Origin of the sequence: Moraxella sp. CTOTU48717, from assembly GCF_032057165.1 — a bacterium.
GTDB lineage: Bacteria > Pseudomonadota > Gammaproteobacteria > Pseudomonadales > Moraxellaceae > Faucicola > Faucicola tetraodonis.
The window spans coordinates 13,588-30,248 of record NZ_DAMBBC010000016.1; the positions used below are offsets into that span (position 1 = coordinate 13,588).

General features: G+C 43.0%; 17 protein-coding genes. 14 read left to right on the top strand and 3 right to left on the bottom strand.

Annotation, left to right across the window (positions count from 1 at the left end; genetic code table 11):
- The first annotated feature begins 204 nt into the window (after positions 1 to 204).
- From atpB to RT084_RS09715, 11 genes are all read left to right on the top strand, one after another.
- Positions 205 to 1,080 carry a F0F1 ATP synthase subunit A gene (gene atpB / locus RT084_RS09665; protein ID WP_007115819.1) on the top strand — a complete coding sequence of 292 codons (876 nt, stop codon included), beginning with the start codon at positions 205 to 207 and terminating at the stop codon, positions 1,078 to 1,080.
- Between the two features lie 27 nt (positions 1,081 to 1,107).
- On the top strand, positions 1,108 to 1,350 hold the full coding sequence (gene atpE / locus RT084_RS09670) for a F0F1 ATP synthase subunit C (protein ID WP_007115820.1): 243 nt from the start codon (positions 1,108 to 1,110) through the stop codon (positions 1,348 to 1,350).
- A gap of 79 nt (positions 1,351 to 1,429) precedes the next feature.
- Positions 1,430 to 1,900 (top strand): F0F1 ATP synthase subunit B, encoded by a 471-nt coding sequence (locus RT084_RS09675; RefSeq protein ID WP_036594652.1) that lies wholly within the window; start codon positions 1,430 to 1,432, stop codon positions 1,898 to 1,900.
- A gap of 25 nt (positions 1,901 to 1,925) precedes the next feature.
- Positions 1,926 to 2,528 carry a F0F1 ATP synthase subunit delta gene (locus tag RT084_RS09680; protein WP_007115822.1) on the top strand — a complete coding sequence of 201 codons (603 nt, stop codon included), beginning with the start codon at positions 1,926 to 1,928 and terminating at the stop codon, positions 2,526 to 2,528.
- 47 nt (positions 2,529 to 2,575) lie between these two features.
- Positions 2,576 to 4,120, top strand: a complete 1,545-nt coding sequence (gene atpA, locus RT084_RS09685) for a F0F1 ATP synthase subunit alpha (protein ID WP_007115823.1) — start codon at positions 2,576 to 2,578, stop codon at positions 4,118 to 4,120.
- 141 nt (positions 4,121 to 4,261) lie between these two features.
- Positions 4,262 to 5,140 carry a F0F1 ATP synthase subunit gamma gene (atpG, locus tag RT084_RS09690; RefSeq protein WP_007115824.1) on the top strand — a complete coding sequence of 293 codons (879 nt, stop codon included), beginning with the start codon at positions 4,262 to 4,264 and terminating at the stop codon, positions 5,138 to 5,140.
- Between the two features lie 25 nt (positions 5,141 to 5,165).
- On the top strand, positions 5,166 to 6,566 hold the full coding sequence (atpD, locus tag RT084_RS09695) for a F0F1 ATP synthase subunit beta (RefSeq protein WP_007115825.1): 1,401 nt from the start codon (positions 5,166 to 5,168) through the stop codon (positions 6,564 to 6,566).
- Between the two features lie 81 nt (positions 6,567 to 6,647).
- The gene (locus RT084_RS09700) at positions 6,648 to 7,064 is read left to right on the top strand and encodes a F0F1 ATP synthase subunit epsilon (RefSeq protein ID WP_007115826.1); all 417 of its coding nucleotides are present in this window, start codon (positions 6,648 to 6,650) and stop codon (positions 7,062 to 7,064) included.
- 386 nt (positions 7,065 to 7,450) lie between these two features.
- On the top strand, positions 7,451 to 8,158 hold the full coding sequence (locus RT084_RS09705) for a response regulator (protein WP_007115827.1): 708 nt from the start codon (positions 7,451 to 7,453) through the stop codon (positions 8,156 to 8,158).
- Between the two features lie 213 nt (positions 8,159 to 8,371).
- A complete protein-coding gene (locus tag RT084_RS09710; RefSeq protein ID WP_312385823.1) occupies positions 8,372 to 10,066 on the top strand; it encodes an ATP-binding protein in 1,695 nt (564 codons plus the stop codon).
- A gap of 127 nt (positions 10,067 to 10,193) precedes the next feature.
- Positions 10,194 to 10,373, top strand: coding sequence for a hypothetical protein (locus RT084_RS09715; protein ID WP_159373956.1), 180 nt, complete (start codon positions 10,194 to 10,196; stop codon positions 10,371 to 10,373).
- 110 nt (positions 10,374 to 10,483) lie between these two features.
- Here the strand turns inward: RT084_RS09715 and RT084_RS09720 are convergent, their stop codons facing one another.
- Complete coding sequence (locus RT084_RS09720; protein WP_203171273.1) at positions 10,484 to 11,860, bottom strand: ATP-binding protein; 1,377 nt, start codon at positions 11,858 to 11,860, stop codon at positions 10,484 to 10,486.
- Positions 11,861 to 11,964: 104 nt separating this feature from the next.
- On the opposite strand from RT084_RS09720, the gene RT084_RS09725 reads away from it, so the two are divergent.
- Positions 11,965 to 13,287 carry a valine--pyruvate transaminase gene (locus RT084_RS09725; RefSeq protein ID WP_312385826.1) on the top strand — a complete coding sequence of 441 codons (1,323 nt, stop codon included), beginning with the start codon at positions 11,965 to 11,967 and terminating at the stop codon, positions 13,285 to 13,287.
- 55 nt (positions 13,288 to 13,342) lie between these two features.
- On the opposite strand, the gene hisH is transcribed toward RT084_RS09725, so the two are convergent.
- Positions 13,343 to 13,978, bottom strand: a complete 636-nt coding sequence (hisH, locus tag RT084_RS09730; protein WP_159675682.1) for an imidazole glycerol phosphate synthase subunit HisH — start codon at positions 13,976 to 13,978, stop codon at positions 13,343 to 13,345.
- Between the two features lie 175 nt (positions 13,979 to 14,153).
- Here hisH and RT084_RS09735 point away from each other — a divergent pair, with 175 nt between their 5' ends.
- Both RT084_RS09735 and RT084_RS09740 read left to right on the top strand, forming a co-directional pair.
- Positions 14,154 to 15,137 carry a DnaJ C-terminal domain-containing protein gene (locus RT084_RS09735; RefSeq protein ID WP_099833316.1) on the top strand — a complete coding sequence of 328 codons (984 nt, stop codon included), beginning with the start codon at positions 14,154 to 14,156 and terminating at the stop codon, positions 15,135 to 15,137.
- 113 nt (positions 15,138 to 15,250) lie between these two features.
- Positions 15,251 to 15,577 carry a chaperone modulator CbpM gene (locus RT084_RS09740; protein WP_050325155.1) on the top strand — a complete coding sequence of 109 codons (327 nt, stop codon included), beginning with the start codon at positions 15,251 to 15,253 and terminating at the stop codon, positions 15,575 to 15,577.
- Positions 15,578 to 15,678: 101 nt separating this feature from the next.
- On the opposite strand, the gene RT084_RS09745 is transcribed toward RT084_RS09740, so the two are convergent.
- Positions 15,679 to 16,500, bottom strand: a complete 822-nt coding sequence (locus tag RT084_RS09745) for a DUF305 domain-containing protein (protein ID WP_312385829.1) — start codon at positions 16,498 to 16,500, stop codon at positions 15,679 to 15,681.
- Positions 16,501 to 16,661: the final 161 nt, after the last annotated feature.

Below are 16,661 nucleotides of genomic sequence, written 5' to 3' on the forward strand. Positions count from 1 at the left end.
TTTATTCACGGTTCATCACCTTAGTTAAGCAGATTGCTTAAACGCCTCGATGTGCCTTTGACGTCATGTTTGCACTTCTCATTGAGTATCATCAGCTCAGTTAGATACGATTATAGTGTTAAGTTACAAATTTTTGTGATTAGACAAAATATCTGACGCTAACTCCCTCTATTATCGGCTCAATATAAAAAAGAAGTTAAGATTATGGCAGAAGCAAACGCAGAAATTACTTCAAATGAGTATATCAATCACCACTTGACAAACTGGACTTTCGGTAATCACCCAACAGAAGGTTGGATAGTTGCCGAAACCAAACAGCAAGCTTCTGAAATGGGTTTCAATGCGATTCATTTAGACTCAATGCTGTGGTCGATTGGTTTAGGGGTTCTTTTTTGTGCCATTTTTTATATGGTGGCAAAAAGAGCGACCTCGGGTGTACCCGGCAAAATGCAAGCTTTTATTGAAATGATTGTGGAGTTTGTTGATAGTAACGTTCGTGATACTTATCATGGCACATCAAAGGTTATTGCGCCATTAGCACTGACAATTTTTGTGTGGATTTTCTTGATGAACTTCATGGATCTTCTGCCAGTTGATTATTTGCCTGTCATTGCACAAAAAATTGGTGGTCTGCTAGGACATAACCCACACCATGTTTACATGAAAGTCGTACCAAGTACTGACCCAAATGTGACGCTTGGTATGTCGTTCTCAGTATTTGCACTGATCATTTTTTATAGTATTAAAGAAAAAGGTTTTGGCGGTTTTATTGGTGAATTAACCCTTCATCCATTTAGCGCAAAAAACCCAATCGCTAAAATCTTATTGATTCCAGTGAACTTTATCCTAGAGTTTGTAACTCTAATCGCAAAACCTATCTCACTTGGCTTACGACTTTTTGGTAACATGTATGCAGGTGAATTAATTTTTGTGTTAATCGCCCTTATGCCATTTTGGATTCAATGGGTGTTATCAGTACCGTGGGCAATCTTCCACATTTTAGTAATCACTTTGCAAGCGTTCGTTTTCATGATGCTAACCATTGTCTATCTTAGCCTTGCATCACAAACTGAACATTAATTTCAAAACAGTAATGAGGATACATCAATGACTCTAGAAGGTATGACCGTTCTTGCCGTTGCTTTGCTAATCGGTTTAGGTGCACTAGGCACAGGTATTGGCTTTGCAATCTTAGGTGGCAAATTCTTAGAGGGCGTCGCTCGTCAACCAGAACTAGGTTCACAATTGCAAACTCGTATGTTCATCGTGGCAGGTCTTCTTGACGCCGTACCGATGATCGGTGTTGGTATTGCAATGTTATTGTTATTCGCAAATCCTTTAGCAGGTTAATAGGTACACTATCAGTACAATGTCCACATCATCTTATGTGGACAAGGATTGAAGAAACTTAATTAACGAGGGATTCTAAGTGAATATCAATGCAACCCTAATTGGACAATCGATTGCATTCGCCATCTTCGTGATGTTTTGCATGAAGTTTGTGTGGCCGCCTTTGGTTGCTGCTATTTCGGATCGCCAACGTAAAATCGCAGATGGCCTAAATGCTGCCGAAAAAGCCAAAGCAGACTTAGCAACTGCATCACAAGCTGCAGAGCAAGAGCTTATCGCAGCAAAAGCAAAAGCCGCTTCACTCATTGACCAAGCGAACAAAAGCGCCAATCAAATGATTGAAGATGCCAGAGTGCAAGCACAAGTGGAAGGCGAACGTATTCGTCAACAAGCGCGTGAAGCAATTGATCAAGAAATTAATAAAGCCCGTGAAGGTTTACGCGCGCAGGTTGCAGAACTTGCCGTACTCGGTGCCGAAAAAATCTTACAAGAAAAGGTCAATCCAGAAACTCATGCCAATATGTTAAACCAATTGGCAGCCAAGTTATAAGTAGCAACCGTACAGTGAGGATATGATGGCTGATTTATCAACCTTAGCAAGACCCTATGCAAAAGCAGCATTTGATTATGCTAAAGAGCACACGTCAGTCAATGAGTGGCAAGATTACTTAAACGTGATGAATGCCATCGTTAGTGATAAAGCATTTGCCGATTATATCAATAATCCAGCAGTTGCTGCACAAGCTAAAGTCGCTACTTTAAAAGACCTTTATAACCAAAGTTCACCTGAAGATAGCAATACCGTGTTTAAAACTTTAAGCACCGCTATTGAGGGTGGGGCACAAGCAGATTCCAATGCTTTTGTTAATTTTTTGACGCAACTTGCAGAGCAAGATCGTTTGGCATTATTACCCAGTATCAATGAGCGTTTTGGTTTATTAAAAGCCGCTGATGCAAAAGAAGTTCATGCATATGTCACGTCGGCATATCCATTAACGCAAGTGCAAGAGCAACTCATTGAACACCGACTTGCTACCTCCCTAGGCGCGAAGGTCGTACTACATGTCAATGTAGACCCTGCCCTAATTGCAGGTGTGACGATTAAGGTCGGTGACAAAGTAATCGATGACTCTGTACGTGGCAAATTAAAACAGTTAAAAACACAGCTGACGGCATAAATTTCAACAAAATTGATTCTAGTCAGTAAAAATTAAGGAACAGTGCAATGCAACAATTGAATCCAGCGGAAATCAGTAATCTGATTAAGCAGCGAATTCAAGACCTGACTGCGGGTGCCACAGCAAAGAACGAAGGCACTATTGTCATGGTATCTGACGGTATCGTACAGATTCATGGTCTTGAAGATGCCATGTACGGCGAAATGATTGAGTTTGAAGGTGGCGTATATGGTATGGCGCTAAACCTTGAACAAGACTCAGTCGGCGCGGTTGTTCTAGGTGAATACTTAAACCTCCAAGAAGGACAAAAAGCTTACTGTACTGGTCGTATTTTAGAAGTACCAGTTGGACCCGAGCTTTTAGGTCGTGTGGTAGATGCACTGGGTAATCCTATCGATGGTAAAGGCCCAATTAACGCCAAGTTGACGGATAAAGTTGAAAAAATCGCCCCAGGCGTTATCGACCGTCAGTCAGTTGATGAGCCAGTAATGACAGGTTATAAAGCCGTTGATACCATGATTCCAATCGGACGTGGTCAACGTGAGCTTATCATTGGTGACCGCCAAACTGGTAAAACAGCCATGGCAATCGATGCGATCATCGCGCAGAAACACTCGGGCATTAAATGTGTGTACGTAGCCGTTGGTCAAAAACGTTCAACCATCGCAAACGTGGTACGTAAACTAGAAGAAACAGGCGCACTAGCTTATACAACGGTTGTGGTTGCATCTGCTTCTGAACCTGCAGCGCTGCAGTACATCGCGCCATACTCTGGTTGTACTATGGGTGAATACTTCCGGGACCGCGGTGAAGATGCACTTATCATTTATGATGACTTATCAAAACAAGCCGTAGCCTATCGTCAAATTTCATTGCTTTTACGTCGTCCACCAGGACGTGAAGCTTACCCAGGTGACGTATTCTACCTTCACTCACGCCTATTAGAGCGCGCTTCACGCGTAAACGCTGAGTATGTAGAAAAATTCACCAACGGTGCTGTAACAGGTAAAACAGGTTCATTAACTGCCTTGCCAATTATCGAAACCCAAGCAGGTGACGTATCAGCATTCGTACCAACCAACGTGATTTCAATCACTGACGGCCAGATCTTCCTAGAGTCAAGCTTGTTTAACTCAGGTATCCGTCCAGCGGTGAATGCGGGTATTTCAGTTTCTCGTGTGGGTGGTGCAGCGCAAACTAAAATCATCAAAAAATTGTCAGGTGGTATCCGTACCGCATTGGCACAGTATCGTGAATTGGCAGCTTTTGCACAGTTTGCTTCTGACTTAGATGACGCGACCCGTAAACAGCTTGACCATGGTCAACGTGTGACTGAATTGATGAAACAAAATCAATACGCACCAATGAGCATCGCTGAACAAGCTGCGGTAATTTATGCTTCTAACGAAGGCTATCTAGCTGATGTCCCAGTGAACAAAGTGGGTGCATTTGAAGCAGGTTTGTTACGTTACCTACGTGACCAACATGGTGATTTTATGGCAGACATTGATAACACTGCCAACTATAATGATGATATCGCAAACCAATTCAAATCAGCGATTGAAAACTATAAGCAAAATCACTCTTTCTAAGATTTAGTGAAATTTTAGAACTGCATTGTCATAGAATAAATGAACAAAGGGGTTATGATTACTTTGTTCATTTTTCCAAATTTCGTCCATGTTATATCAATGGGCGTGGACTGAAACTAAACATGGCTGTATGGATTATTTATGGCAAGTTTAAAAGAAATTCGAGCAAAAGTTGCTAGTATTAAAAGTACCCAGAAAATTACTCGTGCCATGCAAATGGTTGCAGCGAGTAAGATGCGACGTGCCCAAGAACGTATGCAACTAGGTCGTCCTTATGCTGATAGCATGCGTCGAGTGGTTTCTCATCTAGTTAAAGCTTCACCAGACTACAAACATCCTTATCTAGTGCCTCGTGCGGTTAATCGTGTTGGCTATATTGTAGTCAGTTCTGACCGTGGTCTTGCAGGTGGTTTGAATATCAACTTATTCAAAAAATTGATGCAGCATGTCAAACAACAAAAAAGCCAATCGGTTGAAACGCGCTTTGCGGTGATTGGTCAAAAAGGCGTGAGCTTCTTTAAAACATTCGGTGGTACGGTGATTGCTGCGGAAGCTCACTATGGTGATAACCCAAGCTTTGAGCAACTTAGTGTGCCAGTTCAAGTAATGCTTGATGCGTATAATCGTGGCGAAATTGATGAGATTTACATGGTATATAACGAATTTGTGAATGCCATGACCCAAAATCCCAGTGTGCAACGCTTAGTACCGATTGCGGCTGAGTCTTTGGTTGATGAAACGATGGCAAATCGTGAACACAGCTGGGATTACATCTATGAGCCAACTACCAAAGAGCTGCTTGATGGTTTGATGGGACGTTATGTTGAATCAATCGTCTATCAAGGTGTGGTAGAAAATATTGCTTCTGAACAGTCTGCACGTATGGTTGCTATGAAAGCAGCAACGGATAACGCAGGTAACTTAATTAACGAATTACAATTGGTTTACAACAAGCTGCGTCAAGCGGCGATTACCCGAGAAATTTCGGAAATCGTTGGCGGTGCTGCTGCTGTTTCATAATTGACCTACATTCAAGGAGAGCGTAATGAGTAGCGGTCGTATTGTACAGATTATTGGCGCGGTTATTGACGTTGAATTTGACCGTCAAAGCGTACCAAGAATTTATGATGCCTTAAAAGTTGAAGGCACAGAAACTACATTAGAAGTACAACAACAATTGGGTGATGGTATCGTACGTACTATTGCCATGGGTTCTACTGAAGGTCTAAAACGTGGTTTACCAGTTAGCAATACTGGCGCACCAATCTCTGTACCTGTGGGTAAAGGTACCCTAGGTCGTATCATGGACGTTTTAGGACGTCCAATTGACGAAGCAGGTCCGGTAGAGCATAGCAACACTTGGGCTATTCACCGTGAAGCGCCAAGCTATGATGAACAATCAAACTCTACTGAACTTTTAGAAACGGGTATTAAAGTAATTGACTTACTATGCCCATTTGCTAAAGGTGGTAAAGTCGGTCTGTTCGGTGGCGCAGGTGTTGGTAAAACCGTTAACATGATGGAACTTATCAATAACATCGCAAAAGCACACTCAGGTTTATCTGTATTTGCTGGTGTAGGTGAGCGTACTCGTGAAGGTAATGACTTCTACCACGAGATGAAAGACTCAAACGTACTTGATAAAGTTGCGATGGTGTATGGTCAGATGAATGAGCCACCAGGAAACCGTTTACGTGTTGCCTTGACAGGTTTGACCATGGCGGAATACTTCCGTGACGAAAAAGATGAAAACGGTAAAGGTCGTGACGTATTATTGTTCGTTGACAATATTTATCGTTATACACTAGCGGGTACCGAAGTATCAGCATTGTTAGGTCGTATGCCATCTGCGGTAGGGTATCAGCCAACACTTGCAGAAGAGATGGGTGTATTACAAGAACGTATTACTTCAACCCAATCAGGTTCTATTACTTCTGTTCAAGCAGTATATGTTCCTGCCGATGACTTGACTGACCCATCACCTGCGACAACATTTGCTCACTTAGATGCAACAGTGGTATTGAGCCGTGATATTGCCTCACAAGGTATTTATCCAGCGGTTGACCCACTCGACTCAACGTCGCGTCAGTTAGACCCACTAGTCATTGGTGAAGAGCACTATGCTGTTGCTCGTGGTGTCCAAGAAGTGTTACAACGCTTTAAAGAGTTGAAAGACATTATTGCGATTTTGGGTATGGACGAATTATCAGAAGATGATAAATTAGTGGTATACCGTGCACGTAAAATCCAACGTTTCTTGTCACAACCTTTCCACGTTGCAGAGGTATTCACTGGCTCACCAGGGAAATACGTACCAATCCGTGAAACCATTCAAAGCTTTAAAGCAATCTTGAATGGTGAGTATGATGACTTGCCAGAACAAGCATTCTACATGAAAGGTGGTATTGAAGAAGTGGTTGCTGCAGCAGAAAAACTACGCGGCTAATTTCTCAATCAAACCCTGTTAGTTTAAAATAAAGTAACAGGGTTTTATCAACCTAATTTTGCAATACCATAGGAGAGAACTGTGGCAACTTTACAATGTAATGTCGTCAGTGCGAAAGAAACTATCTACTCTGGTGAGATTAGTATGTTAATTGCTACTGGGGTAGAAGGTGAAGTCGGTATTTTGCCAGGACATATTCCTTTTATTACGCTATTAAAGCCGGGCACCATGCAGATCAAAACCAGCAATGGCAATGATGAAATGGTGTATGTATCAGGTGGTGTTTTAGAAGTACAACCGCATTTAGTGACGGTATTGGCAGATACAGCAGTACGTGCAAATGACTTAGATGAAGCCAAAATTTTGGAAGCACGTCGTCATGCAGAACAAAGCTTGCAAAATCAAAAAGCCGATATCGACACCTCTGCGGCTTTGGCAGCATTGGCAGAATCTTTGGCACAATTGCAAACCTTACAAAAATTCAAAAACCGTGCCTAATTTTGATGGTACTATGTTTAAAGACAGTGGCTATGACCACTGTTTTTTTTATGAGTGCTTAAAGATATAAATGCTTAAAAAAAGAGCGATTAAAATTTTACTAATTATCTTTTAAACCAAAGCTAGCAAAAAATTTTTATCAGTTATTGAATAGATAACCTTATATCGTATGCTTTTGCATCTTATTATATGTGGTATTTATACTTTTTTTATGTTTAGTTACGTTTTAACAATATTAAATTGGCTATTTTTTCGCTAAATTAATTCAATTATATTGTAGTAGTACAGGTAATGCGTAAACTTTCATTACCTATTGCTGATAGATAAATAAAGATATATTCTGATATAAGTATTAAGAGTATGTATAAAATTTTTTGGAGGAAATTATGTCAGAAGAAGAGTTGATACCCCGCGTATTGATTGTAGAGGATGATGAGCGTCTTGCAACCTTGACCCAAGATTATTTGCGTAAAAATGGTCTAGATGTGGCAATTGAAACTGATGGTAACCGTGCGATTCGTCGTATCGTGGCTGAGCAGCCTGATATGGTGGTGCTTGATGTGATGTTGCCAGGTAGTGACGGTTTGACGGTATGCCGTGAAGTACGTCCTCATTTTCATAACCCTATCTTAATGCTAACCGCGCGTACCGAAGATATGGACCAAGTATTAGGTCTAGAAATGGGTGCGGATGACTACGTGGCAAAACCCGTTCAGCCGCGTGTGTTATTAGCGCGCATTCGTGCGCTATTGCGCCGCTCTGATACCGCGCCAACTGATGAAGTGCCGCAGCGCCTTGAATTTGGTGATTTGGTTATTGATAACGGCGGTCGTTCGGTTACTTTGAACGATGAGCTTGTTGACTTTACCAGTGCAGAATATGATTTATTGTGGTTGTTGGCATCAAATGCAGGTCGTATCTTATCGCGTGAAGACATTTTTGAACGTCTGCGTGGTATCGAGTATGATGGTCAAGACCGCTCGATTGATGTACGTATTTCTCGTATCCGTCCAAAAATTGGTGATGATCCAGAAAACCCAAAACGTATCAAAACCGTTCGCAGTAAAGGCTATCTGTTTGTCAAAGAAAACTAACATAGTATTGATAAACACAGTATTGAAAAAAGTCAGCATCAGGCTGGCTTTTTTTATCGCTATCACTGGTAACTTTGCTACCTAGCAACTGGTAGATTTAGCACAACAATTTGCTACGTTACTAGACAATCGCTTCATGAATTTTACATTGTAATATTAATTTTGCTAGGTAATAATACGGCTATTATTTTTCGACCTTAACCCTAGATTTTTATGCCACTATTATCGTCCTTAAACCAATCCATCTTTCTGCGGATTTATGCAGGTCTGTTACTTATCTGTTTGTTAGTTGCGTTGTTTGCGCAATTGCTTATCACCACTATCAACGCAGAGCGCGTACAGACTTATCGCGAGGATATGGCATCAGCGGCATTTTATCTCATTGACTCAGGGTTGTCGCGCCAAGTAACGGCGCAAGAGCGTAATTTTTGGCTCTCTGATGTCAGTACCTTATTTGATACTAAGTTTGAAATCGAACCGACCTCAAAAGCGGATTTTAAAACCAGCGAAATTAATCGACTCAACAAACAACAAGCCGTAGTACGTTTTAATGGCGATACCAATACCGCAGAGATTTATCATAAAGTATCGGGTGAGAACAACGTCTTGCATGTCAGCGTCAATAAACTCAATGAGCAACAAATTAAAGGGATAGGCGTGTTGCTGCTCGATGATTTGTCTTACTATCGCACCTTGGCAGAAAAACAGCAACGCTTGCAACAAATTCAAAAATTTTTCCCTTTTAAGCTCACCTTGCAATCCGTTAATAAACTGCAACTTGATACCGACCAAAAAGCGCGACTGTATCGCAAAGATATCGTGATTATGTTCCGTGACAATACCAGTGTAGAGAATTCATCGATTCGGGTACTAGCGCCGACTGAACTCCAAGATACTGTGGTGGATTTGGGACCCATTCCACTGTTTAACTGGTTTCCGCTTAATCTGATTATTAGTATCACGCTCATTAGTATGTTCTTAATCAGTCTAGGGGTGTATGCGCTGATTTTCCCATTAGAGCGTAAACTGCAGCTCATTCAAAGCGGTATCACCAAAGTGCGCGAAGGTAAGCTCAATACCAAAGTAAAAGTCGTGGGCGAAGATGAAATTGCCCATCTAGCGGCAACCTTTAATAGTATGACTGAGCACATCCGCCGTTTGATTGAATCGCAGCGCGAGTTGACTCGTGCAGTATCCCATGAGCTGCGTACCCCAGTAGCACGTATTCGCTTTGCTGTGGATATGCTGGCTGATACTGATGATTATGACGATCGGATGAGTCAGCGTGATTATATCGACCAAGATATCGAATCGCTCAATGGCTTGATTGATGAAATTTTGACCTATGCCAAGCTTGAAGAAGGCTCACCTAAAATGGACTGGGAAGATGTCGATTTGCAAGAACTCGTTTCGCAGATTGTCCGCGAGACCAATGCGCTTGGTAAACCTGTCACCGTCAAAGTAGGTAAGGTGCAAAAAGGTGCGTTTGCACAAGCCGATAGACGCTATTTACACCGCGTGTTGCAAAACTTGGCAGGTAATGCCACCCGGTATGCCGAAAGCACTATTATCATCTCAGCCGGCTTAGAAAAAAACGAAGCTTTTATCAGTGTGGAAGATGATGGACAGGGTATTCCAGAAAAAGACCGTGAAAAAGTCTTTATCCCGTTTGCGCGTCTGGATGATAGTCGTACCCGTGCCTCGGGTGGTTATGGTCTCGGCTTATCAATCGTGTCTCGAATTGCGTTTTGGTTTAATGGTCGCATGTCAGTGGATGAAAGCCCTACCTTGGGTGGGGCGCGATTTATCATGACTTGGCCGAAAAGCCAGCTAGCGTCAAGTATTGAAGCCGATGAAATTACCCAAAAAAGTAGCGAGAAAAAATACACGCAAGTGCAAGGGTCATAAGCTCGTTACCAGTGATGCTTGCAAATTTGCTCAGACTGGGCTAAATTTTAGTGAGTAACTCAATGGTTTAGCGAAATTTGCGCACATCAATTAACCGATGAGCGAAATCATCACAAGCGAGGATGGCATGCGTTACTTATTTTTAGCCTTGGTGGCACTCAACATGGCGGTTTTTGGTTATTATAGTTTTTTGCGCAAACCTACTGAAAGCCAGTCCGTCTCACAGGCGCGTGCAGCATTGGTTCACCCTGTCACAGCCACCAATGTGTCAAATGAATTACCCCCCATGATTGGTACTAAAAAGTAAAAATGGCTACCTTAACCAAAGTTATCAAAACCAAAGCTACCAAAACCAAAGTTACTAAAGAATCATGGTTAGCCTAACCTATTAAGTAACCAATTAGTCTTCTGTCAGCTTTATTCTATAATCGGAATATTCACCACCACTTCTAAGCCGCCGCCATTGGGCTGATTACGAGCGATGACGCTACCATTGTGCAGGTGAGTAATGCGGCTTACAATCGCAAGCCCAAGCCCACTCCCTTGCGTGGTACGTGCCGTTTCGCCCCGCTCAAACGGCTGCATAATCCGCTCAAGCTGATCTTCGGCAACGCCTTGCCCTTCATCGCTAACTTTAATGGTTAAGTATTTTTGTCTAGAGGTTATCTCTGGCGTTAGGGTTTCATCGGTGACCACTTGCTCAGTAGGCTGTAGATCATCATCAATGCCAATCTCAATATGAATCGGCGGCTGACCATAGCGACAAGCATTATTGACCAAATTAACAATGAGACGTTTGATGGATAAGGGTCGTAATGGCACACTAGGCAAATCGTCTTGGATATCGATAATAAATGGGGTAGGGGCAAACTGCACCACAATCTCGTTAATGATGGGACGCATATTGGTCAATCGTACCGCTTCATCTGAGCCATCTTTCATAAATGAAATAAACTGCTCCAAAATCGCGTCCATGTCCTCAATATCATACACCAACCCTTCCCGCAAAAACTCATCGGGTAGCATCTCAGCTGTGAGTCGCATCCGCGTCAGTGGCGTGCGCAAATCATGGGAAATACCAGCGAGCATAATATTGCGTTCTTTTTGGGTTTGGATCAGGTTATGAAACAGTCGGTTAAATGCCAAATTCACCTGACGAATCTCTGTTGAGCCTTCATTGGTCGCCAAATTGTTGGCGTGCCCAAGGGTGATGTAATCAATTGCCACTTTTTGTAGGCGTTTGAGCGGGCGATTTAATTGTCTTACCAAAAACAAAATAGTCAGCAACGTGGCAAGCGGGATCCCCAATAAGAAAAAATAAATCGACGTTGGGCTATATTTGGCATAAAACTTGACAGGCTCTTGCAGCCAAACATCCGGATGCGCACTGTCTTGAATATACAAAATCGGCACGGGTTTGAATTTAAAATTGACCGATACAGGACGCTGCATCACGGTTTCCATCTGTGTTGCCATCCGCTGGGTAAAATAATCTACCAAGGTTTTTTCTTGAAAAGAAGGTATCTGTTGTGGGTCAGTAATCACGTTAATATGCGAGGCATCAATAATCCAATTTTTAAGCTCGGGATTGTTTTTAAAATCTTTATCCGCTTTATCAATCATCAACAGCTGATTGGCAAGATAAGTTGCATGGTTTTGTAGCTCTGGTAAATACAGACTGCGCCAAAAAAACCACAGCGACAACGCCACGCTCACCAGTACCATCAACATCACCATCAAGGTGGTTTGCCAAGTGTGGCTATAGCCTTTAAGTTTGGGTAAATGCGGTTTCATGCTGGGGTATCCTGATGGTGGCTGTACAGCTAAGTCAAAACGGGCAACGGCACTGGCATCCTGTTATAATACGCAGATAGCTTGGCAAAATTAAAGGGGCAATCATGCAGTTTTCAAAGTTTGGTGAAAAGTTTACCAAAAACAGCGGTATTTTGCAGTTAATGGATGATTTGGGCAACGCGCTTAACAGTGAGCAACCGATTAATATGCTCGGCGGTGGCAATCCAGCACGTATTGATAAAGTTAACCAAACCTATTGGTCGGTGTTTAAAACCTTAGCTAAAGGTGATATGGGCTCAATGGCCATCGAAAATATCGGAAACTATTCAACGCCGCAGGGCGATGCCAAGTTTATTGCCGCATTGGTAGATTTTTTTAATCGCCATTATGATTGGGGACTTACCACAGACAATATCGCCCTGACCAATGGCTCACAAAACGCATTTTTTTATTTATTTAACTTGTTTGGTGGGCAGTTTGACGATCAAGCACAAGGCAGCATTGATAAAAAAATTCTATTACCACTTGCTCCAGAATATGTGGGTTATGCCGATGCCCATGTGGATGGGCAGCATTTTATCGCAGTGCCACCCAGCATCGAATTTGTGCAACATCAAGGTGAAGACGGCTTTTTTAAATACCGAGTCGATTTTGATACGCTAGAAAATTTGGCTGAATTGCACGACGGTGAAATTGGGGCAATTTGCTGCTCACGCCCCACCAACCCAACAGGCAACGTGCTGACCGATGACGAAATGGCGCGCCTTGAAGCAATTGCTAAGCGTTTTGATATCCCACTGATTATTGACAATGCGTATGGGATGCCATTCCCCAATATCATCTATAGCCAAGCCACGCTCAATTGGAATGAGCAAATTATTTTGTGCTTTAGCTTATCAAAAATCGGTTTGCCTGGGGTGCGTACAGGGGTTGTGGTCGCCAATCCGCAGGTGGTCAAAGCGATTAGCAGCCTAAATGCGATTGTTAATTTAGCGCCGACCCGTCTTGGCGCGGCGATTGCTACGCCACTGCTACAAGATGACCGGCTAAAAGATTTGTCAGACAATCATATTCGTCCGTTTTATCAAGGACAAGCCAAATTAGCGGTGCAGCTGCTAAAACAAGAACTGGGCGACTTGCCAAGCCCCTATAACAATGCGATGAAAATCCACAAGCCTGAAGGCGCGATTTTCTTGTGGGTATGGTTTAAAGATTTGCCGATAACCACGGTTGAGCTGTATGAGCGACTAAAAGCCAAAGGCACGCTGATTATCCCAAGCGAGCATTTCTTTGTGGGCGTGGATACCGAGAACTTTAGGCATGCCCATGAGTGTATCCGCTTAAGCATCGCCCAAGATGATGATACCTTGAAAAAAGGGATTACTACGATTGGGAAAGTGGTGAGGGCGGTTTATGCCAACCAGTAAAAACAAGCAATAAAAAAGGGCATACATCGCGCCCTTTTACTGTTGTTTTGAACAACTAAATTTTCCACTCCACAAAATTCTTCAATAGTTGCAACCCTGCGGTATGGCTTTTTTCGGGGTGGAACTGGGTCGCAAACAAATTATCTTTAATCACGCTGGCACAAAACTCAACGCCATAATCACAGGTTGCCGCCACAATCGAAGTATCAGACGGCACACAATAAAAACTATGCACAAAATAAAAATGGGTATTATCTTCAATCCCTTGCCATAGCGGATGCGCCAAATCCATATGGGTGATAGTATTCCAGCCCATATGCGGTACTTTAATGCGTTCGTTTTTATCATCTAGCCAATGATCATCAAAGCGTTTGACGTCACCACCCAGTACCCCTAGACAGTTTACCCCATCATTTTCTTCTGAGCGCTCAAACAACGCCTGCATCCCCACACAAATCGCCATTACAGGCTTATTAAATACAGCCGTTTTGACAGCATCAGCGATACCCGCTGCCTGCATCTCTGCCATGCAGTCGCGCATTGCCCCTACACCAGGGAAGACCATTTTGTCTGCCGCCGCAATGACTGCAGGGTCACGCGTGATCGACACATCAGCGCCCACTGCCGTCAAGGCTTTACCCGCCGAATGTAAATTACCCATGCCATAATCTAGCAATGCAACCTTTGTCATCTGTTATCCTGTTGTCAAAAAAAGCCCAAAACTGCGATTAAGCGCTGATATCACTTGGCGCTCATCATCGTCAATTACCAAAGAAGTTTTGAAAAATACCAAAATAGCCATTATATTAATATCATCACATTGCTGCGCGAATAGCACTATTCGCAAAATCGTAAGGACAATAATAATGGCAGAAAAAAACTATTATGACATTTTAGGCGTCGATAAAAAAGCCAATGAAGCAGATATTAAAAAAGCCTATCGCAAACTGGTGCGACAATATCACCCTGATATCAACGACTCACCCGATGCCGACGCAAAAATGGGTGAAATCAATAACGCCTATGAAACGCTCAAGGACGCTGAAAAACGCGCCCAATACGATCTGATGCTCGACAATCCTTATATGGGTCAAGGCTTTGGCGGCGGTCAGGGCTTTAATGCCAATATGAGCCAAGCGGATTTGGATGAAATCCTCCGTCAGTTTGGCGGTGGGGCTGGCGGTCGTCAGTCGCAAGGCGCGGGTGGCTTTAGATTTGATGATATTTTCTCGACATTCGGGGGCGGTGCAGGCGGGTTTTCAGACGGATTTGGTGGCAGACAGTCGCAACGCTCGACCAAAGGCGACGATCAGCACGCCGAGTTATCAATTGATTTGAAAGCCACTTATGAAGGCGATACCCGTAAAATTAGCCTAAATTTACCCATACAAACCGCGACAGGGCTGGATTATCAAACCAAGACTATTGAAGTCAAAATCCCCAAAGGTATTGCCGAAGGACAACAAATTCGCTTGGCAAAACAAGGCAATCCAAGCCCATATGGCGGTGATAATGGCGATTTGTACCTAAAAATTAAATTTAATCACCCAGACAATATCCGTGTAGAAGGCAAAGACGTGTTCCAAACGGTAGATGTTGCGCCTTGGGAAGCAGCCATGGGCGGTCAAATCACGGTCAACACGCCTGCTGGCAAGGTCAATGTCAATGTACCAAAAAATAGCCGTACTGGTACCAATCTTCGCCTTAAAGGTAAAGGTATCCCAGCTAAAGAAGCCGGTGATTTATATTTAAGTTTAAATATCGTGTTGCCAAAAATCGATACAGACGCAGATATCCAAGCGTTTGAAGCGTTCAAATCGGCATTTGCCTCATTTGTGCCAACGCGCTAATCTATTGATAATTAAGCGCTATTAATAACTAAGCAAAAAAAACAGGCAGTACAATAAAAAAAAATGACAAACAAGCACCAAACATAACTATAGATACACAACAGGAGTGCAACATGGCTCAAACCACCAATACGGATTTATCATTACGGTTAACCCTAGATGACTTGATTATGGCGAGTAGTTGGGATAAAAGCTGGGTATTAGCGCTAATGGATGAAGATATTATTTATGCTGAAACGCCTGCCATCGACAGCCAGCCCTATTTTAATAGCGCACAACTGACCACAGTGCGCCTTGCCTCACGCCTACGCCGTGATTTTGATGCCAGTCCGCAAGCGATTGGCTTAATACTATCGCTGCTTGACGAGCTAAGACCGCTTCGGCAGTTACAGCGGCAAATCACGCTCACGCGAATGGTTCATGATGTGGATGACAGCTAGCAAGCATCAAGTTAGCCAACATCAATTTGGGTGAATTTAATCCTAAAAAAGGGTGGGTTATCGCGCTATAATCCGCCCTTTTTATTTGCTACAGCAAACGATTATTGGGCGTACCCATGGTTACGGAGCCAATTTTGTAGAAGTTGAATTTCGGCTTGTTGGGTATCGATTAGGGTATTGGTAAGGCTACGCACTTTGTCATCGTTACCATATTTGGCAACCACTTGTGAGAACGCAATCGCGCCTTTATGATGAATCAGCACGGTTTGGGCAAACGCTTGGTCGGCGTTTTTAGTCATGACCGTGTCCACCATTTCTTGCTGCATATCATCGATAATACTATCGATTTCTTGCTGGGCTGCTACACTATCTGCCATCGGCTGATTAGGGTCCGCGGTGTTTTGAATCAGTTGCATGGCAAGCCAATTCTGTAATATTTGTGATTCATTTTGGCGTGAGCTAATAATGTCTCGGGCTAAACCTAGCAGTTCAGGATTTTTGCCGTATCGCTGCTCAATACTGGCAAGCGCGATGGTTTCATCAAAATGACTCAGCATAGCTTTGACAAAAATCATATCAGGCGAGATGGGTATATAGTCAAATTGATTAAGGGCGGTTGGTTCACTGGCTGCAGCCGCATCGATACTTGGCTGCTTGATGACAGTAAAATACGCTTCTTGATAGTCGTTGATGGTACTTGATGCCGGCATCACATAACCTTGCGCCAATTGACTGACGGTAAGCATGTTTTTATTGATTGCCTGTGTGTCTAATACTTGGGGCAATGGTTTATCATCGAATTCTTGGGGCGCGCTCACGGTGGCAGCGGTAGGGGGTGCTGGCTGCTGAGAATCAGATTGCTCACAACCAATCATGCTGATAACTGCGATGACAAGCAAGATTGGTGGTGCGGTGTTGGCCATGTATCGGCTCCCATGCCTTGATTTTATACGGTGTGTTTTGAAATGATGATTGTAAGCATTAACGGTAAGCGTTGACTGTCAGCATTGATTATCAGTCTTAGGCAAGAGTATAAAGTAGGGTCATCACAGTGACTATATCAATTGTGTCATGGCAGCTTGCT

What these genes read in the sequence shown, in the direction of transcription:
- atpB (WP_007115819.1), top strand. Translation starts at nt 205, where the DNA reads ATGGCAGAAGCAAACGCAGAAATTACTTCAAATGAGTATATCAATCAC.
- atpE (WP_007115820.1), top strand. Translation starts at nt 1,108, where the DNA reads ATGACTCTAGAAGGTATGACCGTTCTTGCCGTTGCTTTGCTAATCGGT.
- RT084_RS09680 (WP_007115822.1), top strand. Translation starts at nt 1,926, where the DNA reads ATGGCTGATTTATCAACCTTAGCAAGACCCTATGCAAAAGCAGCATTT.
- atpA (WP_007115823.1), top strand. Translation starts at nt 2,576, where the DNA reads ATGCAACAATTGAATCCAGCGGAAATCAGTAATCTGATTAAGCAGCGA.
- atpG (WP_007115824.1), top strand. Translation starts at nt 4,262, where the DNA reads ATGGCAAGTTTAAAAGAAATTCGAGCAAAAGTTGCTAGTATTAAAAGT.
- atpD (WP_007115825.1), top strand. Translation starts at nt 5,166, where the DNA reads ATGAGTAGCGGTCGTATTGTACAGATTATTGGCGCGGTTATTGACGTT.
- RT084_RS09705 (WP_007115827.1), top strand. Translation starts at nt 7,451, where the DNA reads ATGTCAGAAGAAGAGTTGATACCCCGCGTATTGATTGTAGAGGATGAT.
- RT084_RS09710 (WP_312385823.1), top strand. Translation starts at nt 8,372, where the DNA reads ATGCCACTATTATCGTCCTTAAACCAATCCATCTTTCTGCGGATTTAT.
- RT084_RS09715 (WP_159373956.1), top strand. Translation starts at nt 10,194, where the DNA reads ATGCGTTACTTATTTTTAGCCTTGGTGGCACTCAACATGGCGGTTTTT.
- RT084_RS09720 (WP_203171273.1), bottom strand. Translation starts at nt 11,860, where the DNA reads ATGAAACCGCATTTACCCAAACTTAAAGGCTATAGCCACACTTGGCAA.
- RT084_RS09725 (WP_312385826.1), top strand. Translation starts at nt 11,965, where the DNA reads ATGCAGTTTTCAAAGTTTGGTGAAAAGTTTACCAAAAACAGCGGTATT.
- hisH (WP_159675682.1), bottom strand. Translation starts at nt 13,978, where the DNA reads ATGACAAAGGTTGCATTGCTAGATTATGGCATGGGTAATTTACATTCG.
- RT084_RS09735 (WP_099833316.1), top strand. Translation starts at nt 14,154, where the DNA reads ATGGCAGAAAAAAACTATTATGACATTTTAGGCGTCGATAAAAAAGCC.
- RT084_RS09740 (WP_050325155.1), top strand. Translation starts at nt 15,251, where the DNA reads ATGGCTCAAACCACCAATACGGATTTATCATTACGGTTAACCCTAGAT.
- RT084_RS09745 (WP_312385829.1), bottom strand. Translation starts at nt 16,500, where the DNA reads ATGGCCAACACCGCACCACCAATCTTGCTTGTCATCGCAGTTATCAGC.